General features: G+C 67.1%; 12 protein-coding genes and 2 pseudogenes. 7 read left to right on the top strand and 7 right to left on the bottom strand.

Annotation, left to right across the window (positions count from 1 at the left end; all coding sequences use genetic code 11):
• Nucleotides 1-4: 4 nt before the first annotated feature.
• From KAK07_RS22650 to KAK07_RS22635, 4 genes are all read left to right on the top strand, one after another.
• On the top strand, nucleotides 5-3,010 hold the full coding sequence (locus KAK07_RS22650; protein WP_210803090.1) for a fimbria/pilus outer membrane usher protein: 3,006 nt from the start codon (nucleotides 5-7) through the stop codon (nucleotides 3,008-3,010).
• A 94-nt stretch (nucleotides 3,011-3,104) separates the two neighbouring features.
• Nucleotides 3,105-4,187 carry a fimbrial protein gene (locus tag KAK07_RS22645; protein WP_210803091.1) on the top strand — a complete coding sequence of 361 codons (1,083 nt, stop codon included), beginning with the start codon at nucleotides 3,105-3,107 and terminating at the stop codon, nucleotides 4,185-4,187.
• A 17-nt stretch (nucleotides 4,188-4,204) separates the two neighbouring features.
• A complete protein-coding gene (locus KAK07_RS22640; RefSeq protein ID WP_210803092.1) occupies nucleotides 4,205-4,933 on the top strand; it encodes a hypothetical protein in 729 nt (242 codons plus the stop codon).
• Nucleotides 4,894-5,079, top strand: a complete 186-nt coding sequence (locus KAK07_RS22635; protein ID WP_210803093.1) for a hypothetical protein — start codon at nucleotides 4,894-4,896, stop codon at nucleotides 5,077-5,079. Before KAK07_RS22640 ends, KAK07_RS22635 begins: the two co-directional genes overlap by 40 nt.
• A 22-nt stretch (nucleotides 5,080-5,101) precedes the next feature.
• On the opposite strand, the gene KAK07_RS22630 is transcribed toward KAK07_RS22635, so the two are convergent.
• Nucleotides 5,102-5,455 (bottom strand): hypothetical protein, encoded by a 354-nt coding sequence (locus KAK07_RS22630; protein WP_210803094.1) that lies wholly within the window; start codon nucleotides 5,453-5,455, stop codon nucleotides 5,102-5,104.
• 204 nt (nucleotides 5,456-5,659) lie between these two features.
• Here KAK07_RS22630 and KAK07_RS22625 point away from each other — a divergent pair, with 204 nt between their 5' ends.
• Entirely contained in the window at nucleotides 5,660-7,129 is a 1,470-nt protein-coding gene (locus KAK07_RS22625; RefSeq protein ID WP_210863360.1) for an EAL domain-containing protein, read from the top strand.
• 33 nt (nucleotides 7,130-7,162) lie between these two features.
• Here the strand turns inward: KAK07_RS22625 and KAK07_RS22620 are convergent, their stop codons facing one another.
• The 5 genes from KAK07_RS22620 to KAK07_RS22600 all read right to left on the bottom strand — a co-directional run bounded on the left by KAK07_RS22620 (nucleotide 7,163) and on the right by KAK07_RS22600 (nucleotide 13,324).
• The gene (locus KAK07_RS22620) at nucleotides 7,163-8,311 is read right to left on the bottom strand and encodes a hypothetical protein (RefSeq protein ID WP_210803096.1); all 1,149 of its coding nucleotides are present in this window, start codon (nucleotides 8,309-8,311) and stop codon (nucleotides 7,163-7,165) included.
• A gap of 124 nt (nucleotides 8,312-8,435) precedes the next feature.
• Nucleotides 8,436-8,927, bottom strand: a complete 492-nt coding sequence (locus KAK07_RS22615; RefSeq protein ID WP_210803097.1) for a hypothetical protein — start codon at nucleotides 8,925-8,927, stop codon at nucleotides 8,436-8,438.
• A 758-nt stretch (nucleotides 8,928-9,685) separates the two neighbouring features.
• Nucleotides 9,686-10,123 (bottom strand): hypothetical protein, encoded by a 438-nt coding sequence (locus KAK07_RS22610; protein ID WP_210803098.1) that lies wholly within the window; start codon nucleotides 10,121-10,123, stop codon nucleotides 9,686-9,688.
• A 208-nt stretch (nucleotides 10,124-10,331) separates the two neighbouring features.
• Entirely contained in the window at nucleotides 10,332-11,567 is a 1,236-nt protein-coding gene (locus KAK07_RS25880; protein ID WP_210803099.1) for a CHAP domain-containing protein, read from the bottom strand.
• Between the two features lie 2 nt (nucleotides 11,568-11,569).
• Nucleotides 11,570-13,324, bottom strand: coding sequence for a PKD domain-containing protein (locus tag KAK07_RS22600; RefSeq protein WP_210863358.1), 1,755 nt, complete (start codon nucleotides 13,322-13,324; stop codon nucleotides 11,570-11,572).
• A gap of 401 nt (nucleotides 13,325-13,725) precedes the next feature.
• On the opposite strand from KAK07_RS22600, the pseudogene KAK07_RS22595 reads away from it, so the two are divergent.
• Nucleotides 13,726-14,682, top strand: a pseudogene (locus KAK07_RS22595) (IS1595 family transposase).
• 37 nt (nucleotides 14,683-14,719) lie between these two features.
• Here the strand turns inward: KAK07_RS22595 and KAK07_RS22590 are convergent.
• Nucleotides 14,720-15,133, bottom strand: a complete 414-nt coding sequence (locus tag KAK07_RS22590; protein ID WP_210803101.1) for a hypothetical protein — start codon at nucleotides 15,131-15,133, stop codon at nucleotides 14,720-14,722.
• Between the two features lie 433 nt (nucleotides 15,134-15,566).
• On the opposite strand from KAK07_RS22590, the pseudogene KAK07_RS22585 reads away from it, so the two are divergent.
• Nucleotides 15,567-15,701 (top strand): annotated as a pseudogene (locus KAK07_RS22585) (IS5/IS1182 family transposase); the annotation flags it as partial.
• Between the last annotated feature and the right edge of the window lie 211 nt (nucleotides 15,702-15,912).

Here is a 15,912-nt window from a genome sequence, read left to right as displayed (position 1 = left end):
CGCCATGACCGACAAGCACCACCCCTCCCGCCTGACCTGGCATTGCCGGTCGCGCGCGCCCAGCTCTGCGTTGCACCCGCTGGCCCTGGCCATGGCCGCGGCCTGGGCGGCGCTGGCCAGCCCGCTGACGGCCCGGGCCGCCGACGCTCCGGCCGGCTCGGCGGTCAAGACGGCTGCCGCCAACGCCTGGGCCGACTTCGATCGCAACCTGCTGATGGGGGCCGCCAACACGACGATCGACATGGCCCGCTTCAACCGCCCCCAGGGGGCATTGCCGGGCAACTACCGTGCCGACGTCGAGTTCAACCAGACGTGGCTGGGCCGATTCGACCTGCGCGTGGCCTCCCCGCGGCCTGGCGACGAGCCGGTGGTGTGCATGCCCCGCGAGTTGCTGCAGCGCCTGGGCGTGGCCGACGAGCACTTGAGCCCGGAGGGCCTGGCGCTGCTGGGCCGCGGCCCTGGTGCAGCGCCCGCCTGCTTGAGCCTGGAACAGGCGGTGCCCGGCGCCACGGCGGCGTTTGCCGTGGGCGAGTTGCGACTGTCGCTCAGCGTGCCGCAGGCCTACCTCAAGCGTCAGTCCCGCGGTGAAGTGCCGCCCGAGAGTTGGGACGAAGGTGTGCCCGCCGGGCGCCTGCGCTACCAGGCCAGCCATTATGAAACCCGGGGGGGCAGCACCGACAGCACCAGCACCTACCTGGGCCTGGACGCCGGCGCCAATGCCGCGGGCTGGCAGTTCCGCCACAACGGCGCCTACGCCACCGGCAGCGGCCAGAACGGCCATTACGGCAGCCTCAACACCTACCTGCGCCACAACCTGATCGACAGCAAGTCCGTCGTCACGCTGGGCGACAGCTACACCTCGGGCCGCCTGTTCGACAGCTTCGCGCTGCGCGGTGCCCAGTGGGTCAACGACGAGCGCATGCTGCCCGAGTCGCAGCGCGGCTTCGCGCCGGTGATCCGCGGGATGGCCAACAGCAACGCCCGTGTCGAGGTGCGCCAGCACGACCAGCTGATCTACGAAACCACCGTGCCCCCGGGCCCGTTCGAGATCACCGACCTGTACCCCACCGGCTTCGGAGGCGACCTGACCATCACCGTCTTCGAGGCGGACGGCAGCCGCCACCAATCCACGCTGGCGTTCTCGGCGATGCCCGCTCTGCTGCGCGAGGGCCACCTCAACTACGGCCTGTATGCTGGCCAGCACCGCGCCGCCCGCGACAACATTCAGGTGGCCCAGGGCGAGTGGCAGTACGGCCTGAGCAACACCGTCACCCTCAACGCCGGCCTGCAACTGGCCACCCACTATGCGTCGGCGCTGGTGGGCACCGGGCTCAACACCGATTGGGGTGCCTGGGGTCTGGACGTCTCGGCCTCGTCCACCACACTGCCTGGCCAGGGCCGCGAAACCGGCTCCAGCCTGCGCGGCACCTGGTCCAAGGTGCTGAGTGGCAGTGGCACGAACCTGTCGTTCGCAGCCTACCGCTACTCCACCGAGCACTATTACGGCCTGACCGATGCGGTGGCTGCCGCCAACCTGCTCGACGCGCCTCTGGCGCCCGCCAGCCCCCTGCCGCGCGAGCGCACACGCGCACTGTTCAACGTCTCGCAAGGGCTGGGTGAGTGGGGCAATGTCTATGCCCAGGGCAGCCGGCGCAGCTTCTGGAACCTGCCCGGCGTGCTCACCACCTACCAGCTGGGCTGGTCACGCAACCTGGGCAGCGCCATGTTCAACCTCACGCTGGCCCGCGAGTCCAGCGGCAGCGGTTTTTCGAGCAGCAACACCGTGGCGGCCAGCATCACGCTGCCACTGGACGGCTGGGGCAGCAAGCTGCCCGGCACAGCCAGCGCCGCCATCTCCCACAGCAGCCAGGGCGGCAACACCGAGCACCTGAGCTACTTCGGCAATGCAGGTGAGGGCAACACCACCACCTACAACCTGGATGCCCTGCGCACCGCCAATGGCCAGGCGGTCTATGCCTCCGGGCAGACACGCACGCCGGTGGCCAACCTGAATGCATCGATCGGACGGGCCCAGGGGGCCAGCCAGTTCGGCGCCAGCGTGACCGGTGGCCTGGTGCTGCACCCGCAGGGCCTGACCATGGCCGCCGAGCTGGGCGACACCGTGGGCGTGGTGCAGGTGGAGGGGGCGCAAGAAGGCATCCGCCTGGGCGACAACCTCGCTGCCGCGCCCGATCGCCAGGGTTACACCATCCTGCCGTACCTGGTGCCGTACCAACGCAACGACCTGCGCCTGGACATGTCCGAGGCGCCTTTGGATGTTCACATGCAGGACACCCAGCAGAGTGTGGCCCCCACCGCCGGTGCGGTGGTGATGTTGCGCTTCCAGCGCGACCCTGGCCGCAGCGTGCTGATCGATACCCGTCGCGAGGACGGCAGCGCCTTGCCCTTCGGGGCCAGCGTGCTCGACGCCCAGGGCGCCACCGTGGGGGCCGTGGGCCAGGCCAGCCGTCTGCAGGTGCACCTCAGCCAGACCCATGGTCAGCTGCAGGTGCGCTGGGGCAACGCGCCGCAGGAGGTGTGCGCCATCGACTACACCTTGCCCGAGCGCACCGAGCAGAAGGGCTTTGTGACGCTGACGCTGCCTTGCCGCGCCGGCGGATCGCCTGCGCCATCTACCCCTCCGGCCGCCGCCCCGCAGCGTGCTGCCGAGGCGCCGCTAACTCGGGTCAAGGTCAGCCTGCGAGATGCCCAGGGCCAGCCGCTGCCCAAGGGCGCGATGGTGCAGGTGGAGGGCCAGCCCGACTGGCAAGCCGTGGTAGGCGAGGGGGGCGCGGCCTACCTGCGGCTGTCGCCAACCGGTCAGGGCGATCAACGCCTTGTGGCCGAGTGGACTGATTCCCAGGGCAATTCCCTGCGCTGCGCGACGCCGGTGGCTGACTCCACCCGTGACGAGCAAGTCCAGTGCAGCATCAAATGGGATACCGATGCAAAGGTCGAACCCTCTTTGGCTCACCGACTTTTGCTGGGCCACCTTCTGCCAGCGCGGTAAAGCTGGTTCACCCGATCAGTCACGCACCCTTAGTTTTTCGGCACCCGCTAAGTTGGGCGTGCAAGTGTTGCTGGGTTACCCACGAGGATTAGAAATGAATACCCGAACTCAAGGCTGGCGCTTCGGTGCGTTTACTCTTCAATTGGGCAACGCGCTGTGGTTGGCCGTGCAATCGGCACGAATCGCTTGCATCGCGCTGGCCCTCAGTACGCTCACATGCTCCCCTGCCTTCGCCAACTGCGCGGCAGGCTCGATAACCATCACCGCCAGCCCCTCACTGGCGACGATTGGCGTGCCGCCAACTGCCACCGTGGGAACGGTGTTGTGGTCTGGCACCTTGACCGTCGTGTCGAGCTGCCCAACTGCAGGTAATGTCGCCAGGAACATCATGGTCTATGCGGGCACGCCCGGGTACTCCGATATCTGGGTGAATCAGCCGAACTTGGAATTGATCGCGACGGGAGCACCAAGCTACGTTATTGACACGCCAACGACTTGCAGCTTCAACTACGCAACTACAACTCCTTATCACTACTTAACGAACTTCACCTACACTGTAACAAATGGGACGTGCAGGATCACACTGAGCCAGCCAGTATCGATTCGTGTGAAGGCGTTGCCGGTGCCGACCTCCGGATCGCTCGGAAGTCAGATGAAGTACCCCCCAGCCTACAATACTGTGCCGGGTTGGGTTCAGCATTCTGACTACTTCTCTCCGATTTATGCGGCTCCAACAGGCGGCGTGCTGGTGCCGACCGGCGTCTGCACCCTGTCGCCCGGCGACGCCAATCAAACGGTGACCTTACCGGCCACCAGTCCTGGCGTGCTCAATGTCGCAGGGGCAACAGCAGGTGCGACGCCGTTCAGCCTGAACCTCACCGGTTGTACCAGGCCTGGCGGCACCTACAACGTCAATGCCTACTGGTCCTTCACCCAAGGCCTTGCGGCGGACCAGATCGCGAACTCCGCCTCCAGCGGCGCGGCCAGCAACGTCGTGCTTCAGATCCTGGACGGCTCGAACACGCCCGTCAGCAACGGTAGCTACAGCTCACTGGGCACCGTCACGAGCGCAGGCCAGAACCTCAACAATACCTACAGCGCCCGCTACTACGCCACTGGGGCAGCTACCGCCGGCGCGGTACAGGGTGTGGCCACCTTCAACCTGGTCTACAACTGACGCGCGGGGCTCGTGACATGGCATGGCCGGCCCGGCGCCGGTGGCGCCTGCCCTGGGCGCTTGGGTTGGCCGGCACCGCCAGCCTGGGCGCCCAGGCCGCCTGCACCGGCGCCACCCTGGTGGCCAGCCCGGCGCTGACGCGCCTGGGCGTGCCCGATGGCGCCGTGGTCGGCACCGTGCTGTGGACTGGCACACTCACGGTCAGCGCCACCTGCAGCAGCGCCGCCGGCGGCGTGGCCAGCCTGTGGACACACGCGGCCATGGGTGGTGGGCCCAACGACTACTTCGTCAACCAGCCCAACCTGCAGTTGCAGGCGCTGACCAGCCCCACCGCCAACGTCGACAACCCGGCCTGGTGCAGCGTGAACGGCCTGACGAGCAATGGCTACCACGTGGTGCGCTTTGGCATCGCGGCTGCCGGCAGCTGCCTGCTGACGGTCACCCAGCCGGCACGCATCGTGGTGTGCGCCACGCCAGCCCCCAATAGTGGCACCCTGGGCAATTCGGTGAGGACCTCGGTCGGCGGTCCCTACGCGGGCTGGGGCGCCGCTCAATTGGGCGGCACGAGCTGGCTCAACCCCGGCACGGTCCGCATCCGCCGCACCGGCAGCTGCACGCTCACGGCCAGCAGCTTCACCGTCAACCTGCCACCGACGGCGCAGCCAACCTCATCCGCAACACGGCCACCGGCATGCCGGCCGGTCAGGTGGCCCCGCAGATCCTGGACGGCAGCAACACGCCGGTGAGCAACGGCGCGCACAGCCCCCTGGGCGTCGTGACCACGCCGGGGCAGAACCTGAGCAACACCTACCAGGTGCGCTACATCGCCACCGGCGCCGCCACCGCAGGCGCAGTGCAGGGCTTGGCCACGTTCAACCTGGTCTACAACTGAGGCGGCTGGCCGCTGGGCGGCCTCACTCGTACTGAGAGGCGTAGGTGAGCAGGCCGCCATCGAGCGCGCCCAACGGCGCCTGCACGCTGCCGGCGCCGCGCTGAACGCCCAGCGACTGCAGCGGCAGGCTGGCCAGCGTCTCGGTGTCCAGCCGCTCCTGGCGGGCTTGGCTGTGGGCGGTGCCCGCGTGGCAGCGGGCCAGCTCCAGCCGGTCATGGCCGTGCTCGCGCTGCACCGAGGCCAGGCAGGTGGGGTTCACCAGTGCGCCGACGAAATGCAGCGTGCCGGAGTTGGCCGCCCTGGCGGGGCCGGCAGCCAGCGCAGCGGCCATGGCAACAAGAGCGGCACAGGTGGCAAAGCGGGGGGTGCGGTGCATCAGAGTTCTCCCTGGAGGCTGCGCGGCGCGCAGATGGCCGACAACGCCTGCGCGGTCTGCCCGACCGATGCGCAACACGACGGGGCCCCGGGCCATGGCGGGGGATCCACCCTCGTTGTCGGCAGTTGGTGGGCACGGTGAAGCCATCCCGCGGCAGGCCGCGTGACCAATGCCACAGGCGTCCCGCCCTCAGGCGGAGACCGGATGGAGCCGGTCCGGAGTCTGGTACCGCGTCACGGGAGCCTGGATGCCAGCGCCCGCCGCCTTGTCGCATGGCTGTCTGGCGAGCCGGTGGGGACTGGACCATCACGGCAATGCACTGGTCCTTGGGAGCCCGCCGCCATGATCGACACCCACACCGCCCCCCCACCCGGCCACCTGGCACTTGCCACACATTCGGCAAGAGCGCGCCTGCACCAAGCACGGGAGACCCGCGCCCAGGATCGGCTCCTGCTCCTGAACAGCAGTGCCGAGCAGAGCCGCCTGCTGGCCGCCCAGCATCGCCTGGTGCAGGCCTGGCGCGGCCATGCGCTGGACGAGGCGACCGGCCTGCACAGCATGGGCTGGCTGCTTGGGCCTGCGGCCACTGAACTGAGGCGCTGCCACAGCGTGGACGACGGCCCCAGCGCCCTCGTGGGCCTGGCGCTGTTGCCCCCGGCCGAGCTACCCGCCATCGAGGCCCGTCAGACGGCCGCACAGGCACTTCAGTTCATCGCCGCCCAGGCTCGTCTGGAGCGCGACGCCCATGGCGAACCCATGGTGGCCGCCATCGGTCAGGGCATGCTGGCCACCGTGGTGCCCTCCACGCCATTCCTGCGCCATGCCGCCGTGGACTTGCTCTCGACGGCCCGCTCGGTGGTGCCGTCAATTGCCAAAGGCTGGTCCGCCGCAGTGGTCGCCGTGCCCTTGGGGCCCTACGATTGGGCGCTGGAGCGCATGGCCCGGCTGCACCAATTGTTCGGTAAGCTGCACGATGCCGAGTTGCCGGCAGTCACCATCGACAAGCCCAGCGAGTTGGCCGATGCACTGTCCAACTACTGCCGGCGTTGGCCGACCAAGGTCCGTCCCGGCGCGCACGAGGAGCCGATGGTCGACCTGGACGGTCAGATGGTGGCCTGGCTCTGCGAGCCGGATCCCGCCCTGCGACGCGCGATGGCCGACATGGCACTGCCAGAGCGCTGCGCCACCTGGGTGGCACTGGCTGCCGAGGGGACCCGCCAGGATGATCAGCCCCGCGCGGTGCGCCTGCCCGGCCAAGTCCTGCATCAGCCCCATGCCCGCCGTCGGATCCTGGAAGCCCTGAGGGCCTTGCAACCCCCGCGGGGCCTGCTGGGCCTGAGCGTGCCCGCCAGCGATGCGTTGGCCTGCGCCGATGGCTACACCCAGCTGGCCCACCTGGCCCGTGCCTGCCATTGCCGCATCGGCGTGCACGAGCTGGGGCGCACCGAAGAGGACTTGCAGGCGCTCCACTGCCGGCCCATGGACGAAGCGCTGCTGGATCGCAGCGTCACCGAGGGCTTGCACCGCGAGGACCCTGCACAGCTGACGCTGCTGGCAGCTCTCAATGTGGTCGCCCGTCAGACCGCGCAGCCCCGCATCGGGATGGTGATGGACGATCCACGGGACCGCGCTGCGCTGAACCCGCCACGGACCACCGAGGTGGCACACCCTTGAGCCCCAGTCGTGAAGGGGCTGCCAGCCGCAGCCTCAGGGCGCAACGCTCCCCGGGCACAGCACCAGGGCTTCCGGGTGGTGTTGCCACAGCGACAGGGCCTGGGAAGGGGTTTCCACGGTGTGCATCACCGCGGCCACGCCGCTGCGACGTGCCCACGCCTCGATCGCCAGGCCTTGTGAAGGCTCCTCTGCCCAGGGCAGTGTGGACACTGCCGGCATGGGACTGAGGATCACAAAATCCGGGCGCAATTTCGGCAACTGCCGCAGCGCACCGAACAGCACCCCGACGCCGCTGAGGCCAACGGCCATGCCCTGCTGACGAGCGGCGTGGGCGAGTTGACGCCAGCCCTGGCTGCGGTGGCTCGCGGCCTGCGCATCCACCACCACGCGCACGCCTGGCCCACCCACGCGCCACCGCGCCAGAGCGCGGCTCCAGATCGCCCGGTGCTGCGGCAATTCCAGAAGCAAAGGATCGAGCCGCACAAGACGGGGGAGACCGTCACATGCCTGATCCCTGGCAGCCCTGGCCAGCGACTCGGCGGTAGTGCGGATGAGGGTCTCCGACAATTGGTGCCAGGAGGCCGGGCGGAGAGGCGTGCCCGCCGCAGCAGGCGAATCGGCGAACCGAGTGGATGCATGCCAACGCCGATCCACGATGGCCGGGCCCAGCGCGGCTGGGCCGAACCCGACACCAGATGGGCAGACGCGCCCGAACGCGTCGCCGGATTCGGGTCTTTCATCCAGCAGGCGCCGTAGGCGGTCCATCAGCGCCGCCGGCACCACGTCGGGCCGCCACTCGATCGCCGCGCAGCGGTGGGCGTCCAGGCGCCAGCGGGAATGGAGCATCAACTCGTCCACCACGGCGCAGAGCTGCGATGGCTGCGCGTCTGACCGCAACAGCAGCACCAAGTCCCCCTGAGCCGACAAACCCAAGACCGGCACGCTGGCCTCGTGCGTGAAAGCAGACAGGGCGTCAAAGGCGGCGTCCAGCAGGGTCTCTGACAGCCCCGCCGGCTCAGCCGGAACGGGCAGCAGGCGCAGACCCAACGACTTGAAGGCGGGCCCTACCGACGTCTGGTGGCGCTGCTGGTTGGCCAACGCGGCCCGGAACCCCGCAGCATTGAGGATGTTCAGCGAAGGCTGCCACAGACGGCGGCGCCACAGCGCCTCCAGCGCAGGCAATTCACGGTGGACCTGAAGGCGCGCAGCACGGCTGGGGTCCTCCGGAGTCAACGGCCGCCAGGGGGCGCGACCAAGCAAGGTGCCACCAAGGCGCTTGCACCGCCGGCCCATGGAGAGGCCCAACTCATGACGCGCCTTCGTCTGCCAAGCGCTGCGCGACGGGCAGCCATCCCAGACAGTCCACGCCCCTGCGGGCGCTGCTGAGCACGACGATGTAGCCATGCGCATCGGAAGCAGCGTGGTAACGACGCACACCGGCCTCGCGGGCATCGATCGGGCATACCCCCCCGAGCCGGGGATTGATCACCTGGTCCACCGCGATGAACCCGGCGCGCCGATGAGCAGGGTACTCACGCATCGCGACCTGGTCCAGCGAGGCCAGAGGCAAAGGGGAGGGCGGGCGACGCACCAGCAGGCCCGAGGCCTGGGCCTCGGAGCCGTCAGGGCTGCGGACACTGAAGGCCCAGATCTGGCGGCCCAGAGCCACCAGCCGAACCTGTGTGCCGTTCGCGTACGAGAGGGTGTGGCGACACAGATCGTCCGGTCCGTCCATCTGACCATGCTGGCCATCCTGGTCGGTCACCGTTCGGGCACTGACGTCGAGCGCGTGCAGCAAGGTCAGGCCTCCGCCGTGAACCGACACGTAGATGCCGGATGCCAGTGGGGAACATGCCGCGGACGATGGCTGCGCCAAGGCTTGCTGCGCAGCGGGCCCGCTGAGCACCTGGTCGGGTCGGGCTTGGCCACTCGCCTCGAGCGACAGTGCCAAGAGGGCGGCAAGAAGTTGAGACGTTGTGTTCACGTTGATTCGGTGGCTGTCAGGGCCTCCAATCTGCACGTCGAACCAGCGTCGGCATCCGGTTTGCGACGACCGTCAGGCCGGAGGGCACGAGGCGCCTGCAGCACCCCCTCAAAAGGCGCGGCCGCGGTTCGATGTGTGAAAGAAAAGAAGCAGCGACTACCGAGGTGATCGCTGCCAACAAGAGGGCCTGAACCGGAGCAACAGGCACGGGAGATGTCCCGTCACGCGCCTCTAGGTTTGAAGGCCACACCGTTCACGTCGCGCGTTGCACGGGTGCACCGCGATGGCTTCATGGCGTCGTTTGGCGGCTTCGTCTCACTTGTGCCAATCGCAGCGTCAGGTGCCGAGACTGCCTGGCATGAGAGAGGGCTATATCACTTGCCCGCACTGCCGCGCGGCCGTCCTGGTGGGCGACGCGCTCTTGCGGGATGAACTGGATTCCTGCATCTGCGGGGCATGCCACCGGATCGTGGCCTGCCCGCCGTTACCGCAGTGCGCGGCGCCAGCGCGGCCCGAGGGCGACTTGCGGCCCAGACCAGTGGTCGGTGAGGCGTCGCGGCTGGCGCACTTGCTCAGCGATGCGACGGAACTGCCGTCTGGAACAGCGTCTTCTCTGCCCGCAGCTTGCCCTTAGGATAGCCCTCGGTCCAGGTGCCGACATAGCCGATACCGCCCAACTCGACCACGGCATACTCGAGCGTATGGTCGGCGTTGACGTACATGGCGAAGGTGTAACCCCAGTCGGCGTAGGAGGCTTCGGTGAAGGAAACGGCGCGGCCAGCGACGCCGGCAACGGCCTTGGCCGGCACACCGCCCAGGATTGTCGAGTTGTACGACTGAGGGCAATCGCTGTAGTCGTGCGTGGCCGTGACCCAACCGGTGTCCGACACCGTGATGTTGATGAGGCCATCGCAGACGCCGTCAAAGGCCAGCGACTTGGGAAGAACCTTGGCCGAGACCGACAGGCTGGCCACGCTCAGAATGAGCGCGAGGGCATGGCGCGTAATCATGAAGTTTCCTGGTGTGAGGGAGGTACAGCCCTACAACGGGACGATCAGGCTCCGCCGCGGACAAGGTTGGCGCCCACCGGTTGAGTGGGCGCAACCGAAGTCTGTCGAGACGCGCTCACCCGGTACCCGGGTTCGGACGAAGCCGCCATGGATGGCGACGAAGCCACCGGACGTGCCGCGCCATTGATGGCCTGTGGCGCCCGTCCTGTCACCAGCGCGGACTGAGCCAACCCGCGACGTTGTGGTAGTTGTGTTCCACCCGTGCAGCCGGAGTGCCGTCCGGCGACGGAGGGTTGACCCAGTTCTGGTCGAGGGATTGGAAGCGGTTGATGTCCGCCTCGATGACGATCGCCACGTGGCCCGGATCGGGGCTGCTCCAGAAGATGATGTCGCCGGGCTCGGGCACGGCGCTGGGCGTGTTGATCACCTTCTGGAATGTGACAGTGCCGTAGATCGACGACTCCCGGGTGCTGCTGTCGGGGGCATTCTGGAAGATGCTGTAGGCGTCGCCGGTGAACCCGTGCGGGTAAGCGATGCCGAGGGCGCTGTCGATGTAGTGGTGCATCAGATCCACGCACTGGGCGCCGTATTGGCCATCCATGTTGTGCCGCAGCCCGACGTTGGCGTCGGCGTAGCCGGTGACCGGGCTGAAGCGGAGGATGGGTGAGCCCTGGTCCCAGTTGAACAGGGCCACCTGACCGCTGCCATCGACGTCGACCCAGTTGTACTTTCCGTTGAGCTCAGCGAAGCGTTTGACCAAGGGCGCCGTCGGCGGCGCGTACTGAGGGTCGGGGATGATGTACCAGTAACCGTTGGGCGCCTGAAAGAAGTACCACTTGGCACGAACCGAATCGCCCTGGAGCAGTTGGCGGTCGCGGTGGATGCTGGCATCACTCAGCCAGAGGTGGCGACCGATGTCGTAGAAACTGTCGGAGGGATCGGTGTCCAGATTGCCGCGCACCGTGATCTGAGCACCGTTCTGGCTGAGGGTGATGGCGTCAGAAGACACCGTCCACCAACTGGCTTCGCCCTGGACGATGGGCCCCAGCGAATAGGCCCCGACCTGCGTGTTGCCCTGGTGCAGCGGGCTGATGTACCAGCGGAAATCATCGACCACGGTGGTGTCCTGGGTGTAGTAGACCCAGGTCGGGGTTTGGCGTGACAGCAGGACGCTCTGGCGCTCGTTGCCGACATCCAGGGCTCGGCGGCGCAGACCTGGGGTCAGCGATCGGCCGCCGTCCAGGCGGGGCGGCTGGAGCTCGGTCGGCTCGCGCTGGCTGAGGTCCTCCTGGCCCCCGCCGCAGCCCGCCAAGGCCAGCAGTGTCGACCCACCGGCGACGATCAGGCTCTGGCGACGAAGCAAATCGGGGGGCACGGACAAAGGCTGTTGCATGGCGTTCTCCAAGGTGTGGATGGGGCGGGAGATCAAGTCGGCGGCGGTCACGATCACTGGGGTTTCGGCGCCGGCGGAGCGTAGTTGGCGCGGCAGTTGGCATCGGCATGCCCTTCGCCGCTGCCTGTGCAAGACCAGGTCCAAGGCCCGCTGCCGGCCAGGGCGCTGGGCGTGCCGGAGACACACAGATCGTTGGTGGGGGCCGTCGAGAGCACCTTGCCATCGGAGCTTCCGCAGATGCCGTTGATGGTGTCGCCACCGATGGGGCCCTGGTCGCTGGAGATGTTCACCAGGTAGGCCTGGCCGGCGAGGTAACGCGTGTTGCCGTCGAAGAGAAAGGACACGGCATAGGTGCCATAGGGCAGGGGGGGGCACTGGTAAGTCCAGTCACGGTCGGCCACCTTCGGGCACAGTGCTTCGTTGAGCTTGATGGCCGAGTACAGCTGCGGGTAGTTGATGTCGCCATAGTTGCCGCTGAGGGCATTGGGGATCATCTGCACCATGACGCCCCGCATCGCAGGATCGGACAACACGTAGGCTGCCAAGCGCTCGACATAGAGCTCGCCGTTGTAGTTGCGCCAGTAAGCCCTGCTGGAGGTGTAGATCGGGCCCGACTGCCATCCCTGCGGTGTATCGGTGCTGGTCACGCTGAGGTAGTCGAACCGGTCGGTCCCCGAGTCGACGTGGGGTGCCTGACAGCTGAACACGGCCAGCGTGCTGTTGGAGCGTGCGTAGTCCTTGCTGCACCCGCGACCGGACAGCGCCACGCTGTTCACGTTCGGTGCGCGCTGACCGAAGAAGGCGACATCGACAGGCACGTCTTCGACGGTCTGCCAAACGCCAGCCAGCCCTAGCGTGCCCAGGTTGTAGCGCTCTGCCTTCACTGAGGCGGTGGCCGGGGCGCTGCTGCGGGTGCCGTCGTTGACCACGAGACTCACCACATAGGTGCCCTCGACATCGACGATCAACTTGGCCAGGCTTCCGGAGGCGTTCAGTTGCGCCGCACTGGTGGCCGGGCGCGCGGTCAGCGTCCAGGCATAGGACAGCGTCAAACCCGGCGCCGAGGTACTGCCGGACCCGTCGAAGGCGACCTCGCGCCCGACCTCGGCCGTGTTGGCGGTGACCACATTGGCCAAGGGGACCACTTGGGCCACCTGCAGAGTGATCCGGACCGAGGCGGCGACACTCGCGTTGCCTCGGCTGTCCGTGACCACCAGCGCCAGGACGTAGGTACCGGGCGCGCTGCCAAAGAACCCAGGGCGCACCGCCGCCGGGGACGAGAAGGCAGCAGAAGCCCCTGGCGGCGCACTCTGCACCGACCAAACGTAGGTGATCGGGTCGCCGTCGGGATCGTAGCTGGCAGAGCCGTCCAGGAAAACGGGGGCCCCAGAGGGCACCTCCTGATCCGATCCCGCCTGGGCCACCGGCGCGGCATTGCCCAAGGGGGCCACGGTCACATCGCGAGTGACCTCGTCGCTGGACACAGCGGCCTCTTCCACCCGGAGGGCGACCTGGTAAGTGCCCGGCTGATCGGCCATGAAGCTGGGCCGTGCGTCGGCAGGCCGATCCAGAACCGCTTTGCTGCCAGCTGGACCGACCAGCCGCCAGTGAAACGTCAAGGTGCCTCCATTCATCGCCCGTGAGCCGGTGCCGTCGGCCGTGATGGTGGACCCGGCAGTGGCACTGCTCGGCATGTTGATGCTGGCGACCGGTCGGGCCACCGGTCCCGGGTCCGGGTTGGACGCGCCATCGCCGCCGCCGCACCCGGCAATCACCATGAGCAGACAGGCCAAGGTCCAGCCCAGCATCCGGTGCCAGCGTTTGGCATGTCGCACTTGCCCCTGTTCGACCACGGTGTTCCCCTCGCGTCTGCAACGGGATCCATGGCCGACGCGAAGGTGCCGGCTCGCGCTGAATCACCGCCGATCAGCAGTGAACCTGAAACGGGGCGCTGGCAGGGTCTCGTGCGACGAATCTCATGCGGCAGGGAACGAAGTTACGGACGTGCCCGTGTGCATGGCCGTGTTTATGCCGGTTGAGCGTGCTGACTGCGCTGTTCTCACCGGTCGATGGCGGTTGCGAAATTGGAGACCGAGCGGCCATCCGAAAGGCTCTTTGCCTGGTAGGTCGTGACGGGCGCACGCCATGAGCCAGTGACCCGGCAATGCGACAGGCATACGGCGTCAAGCCGGGTTTGCTGGAGACCGCGATACTGGAGCAAGACTGGAAGCGGTGGCTGGAGCGTCTGGGTGAGTCCAGTCCCAGGCAGCGCCAGGCGCTGATGGCGCAGTTGCATGCGCCGGACGAGCACGAGCAGGTGCTCGCCCAGATTGATCAGACGGGCACGGCCAAGCCCGGTTGCCCTCACTGCGGCGCCGAGCGGGTGGTGCGCAATGGGCAGGCTGACGGACTGCCGCGCTACAAGTGCCGAGGCTGCGGCAAGACCTTCAATGCCTTGACCGCCACGCTACGTGCCCGGCTGCGCCAGCGCCACAAGTGGCTGGCGCAGGCACGGGTGCAAGATGAAGGCTTGAGCGTGCACCTAGCGGCCGAGCGCCTGCAGGTGTCGCCGAGCACCGCTTTCCGTTGGCGTCATCGCTTCCTCAGCTTGGCCCAGCAGGCCAAATCGGCGCGGCTCAGCGGCATCGCCGAGGCCCGTCGAGACCTTCATCCTGCGCTCGGCCAAGGGGCAGCGCCTGAGCGGGCGTGCGCCCCGTCGCCGTGGTGGTCACGCCAGCACCCGGGGCACCAGCGACGACCATGTGCCCGTACTGGTGGCCAGGGACCGCTCGGGGGGGCTGCACCGACTTCATCCTCGGGCGCGCATCCAAGCGCAAGATCCTGGCCTCGCTCGCCGCGGTGCTCGCCCCGGATGCGGTGCTGTGCACCGACGGCAGTTCGGCCATGGCCACTGCGGCGAGCGCCATGGGCATCGAGCATCAGGCCCTGAACATGACGACCGGCCCACGCGTTCGCGGCGCCTGGCATATCCAGAACGTCAAACCACTCGCGCCTCAAGGGCTGGCTGCGACGCTTCCGCGGCGTAGCCACCTCCTACCAGCACCACTACCTGGGCTGGTTCCGAGTGCTCGATCGCTGCGCCCCGAGCCATCTGCCCGCCCAGCAGTTCCTCGACCTCTCCCTTGGCCGACTCGCCCATCCATAGGTAACGGGCAAGGAGCCTTTATCAAAGCCGGAGTGCTTCAATTTGCTGGCGACGGAAATGCCGGGGCGCACTTCTTCTCGGACAGGCTCACGCGATTCCATTCGGCCACATAGAAGTCGGTATAGGTGTCGTCCGGCATCCACTGCTGCAGGAATCCCTTCATCGCCAAGGGCCCCTGTTTCTTGAGTGCATGAGCTTCAGCCATGCCGATGTCGCTGTGCATGCCATTGATCAGCACATTCGAGCCAGATAGCGTCCAACGTCCGCTGCCGGGGTAGGAGGTGGCATACCAAGTTCCGTCGGCCTTGAGACAGAATTGATGGAAGTACTCGACTCCGTTGACAATGGAACGGAAGTGGTTGTTCCATTGACCCTCCGGAAAGGCGGCGTGAGCCGAAAGGGAAAACATCGCGACCATTACCGTGGTGATCATTGCCTTCAGGGTTCTCATCGTCTGCTCCAAATTGATTGATGGTCCAAAGGTGAACCGACACCCGTTGATGCCTGCGCACCGACATGGGTACTTTGATAGCAGCGTGAAACATGTTGGCTGTCATGTGACAAAACCGGCGCCTACCGGATCAAAGCTGGATTGCTCTGGATCGTCTAATGGAACGCGCTAGCCGCTTCGTTCCCGCTGGACGAGTTGCTCGCATCGCTGGAGAGCGTCGTCATCCCTGGTGCGCGATTGACCAGGCTTGATGTTTCGACAAGCGACGGCACGGCCACTGCGGAGCTCGAATTGCACGCGTTGGCAGCCCTGAACGTATTGACCAGCCAGCTCAACGCTGGGCTCGACTCACCGCGCGTGGAGCGTCAGTCAGGTCATGACAGTGAACAACTCACTGAATTGCCCCGGGGCGATTCAGACCGCTAAGGACCTGCTGTGCGCCAAGGGCGTGATGCTCAAGAGCGGTACGGTCGTGGACGCCACCCTGATTGCAGCGCTCAGCTCGACCAAGAACAGCAGCGGTGAGCGCGACCCGAAGATGAAGCAAAGCCGCAAGGGCCAGCAGTGGTGTGTGTGTCACGAACACAGGCGGCAGACCTGTGGTGCAGTACTGAAGATGGGAGTTGGCCTCCCGAAGCCAGCTGGCAGGAGCAGGCTTCAAACCACCTGGTGCTGCTGCGTTCAATGGGCGTGGTGGTGAGCTGACCTGCCCCCCACCCTCCGTACCAATCAGAAGTAGCAAGGGGTCCGCCTTTCAGGAGAATCGCGGACATGAGGAA

The sequence above is a fragment of the Ideonella alba genome (genome assembly GCF_018069875.1).
In the GTDB taxonomy this organism is placed as follows: domain Bacteria; phylum Pseudomonadota; class Gammaproteobacteria; order Burkholderiales; family Burkholderiaceae_C; genus Ideonella; species Ideonella alba.
This window is presented reverse-complemented; position numbering and strand designations above follow the sequence as displayed.

Coding starts and splice junctions, on each gene's coding strand:
- KAK07_RS22630 (WP_210803094.1), bottom strand. CDS start 5,455: ATGCACCGCACCCCCCGCTTTGCCACCTGTGCCGCTCTTGTTGCCATG.
- KAK07_RS22610 (WP_210803098.1), bottom strand. CDS start 10,123: ATGATTACGCGCCATGCCCTCGCGCTCATTCTGAGCGTGGCCAGCCTG.
- KAK07_RS22590 (WP_210803101.1), bottom strand. CDS start 15,133: ATGAGAACCCTGAAGGCAATGATCACCACGGTAATGGTCGCGATGTTT.
- KAK07_RS22600 (WP_210863358.1), bottom strand. CDS start 13,324: ATGCTGGGCTGGACCTTGGCCTGTCTGCTCATGGTGATTGCCGGGTGC.
- KAK07_RS22625 (WP_210863360.1), top strand. CDS start 5,660: ATGGAGCCGGTCCGGAGTCTGGTACCGCGTCACGGGAGCCTGGATGCC.
- KAK07_RS22650 (WP_210803090.1), top strand. CDS start 5: ATGACCGACAAGCACCACCCCTCCCGCCTGACCTGGCATTGCCGGTCG.
- KAK07_RS22645 (WP_210803091.1), top strand. CDS start 3,105: ATGAATACCCGAACTCAAGGCTGGCGCTTCGGTGCGTTTACTCTTCAA.
- KAK07_RS22640 (WP_210803092.1), top strand. CDS start 4,205: ATGGCATGGCCGGCCCGGCGCCGGTGGCGCCTGCCCTGGGCGCTTGGG.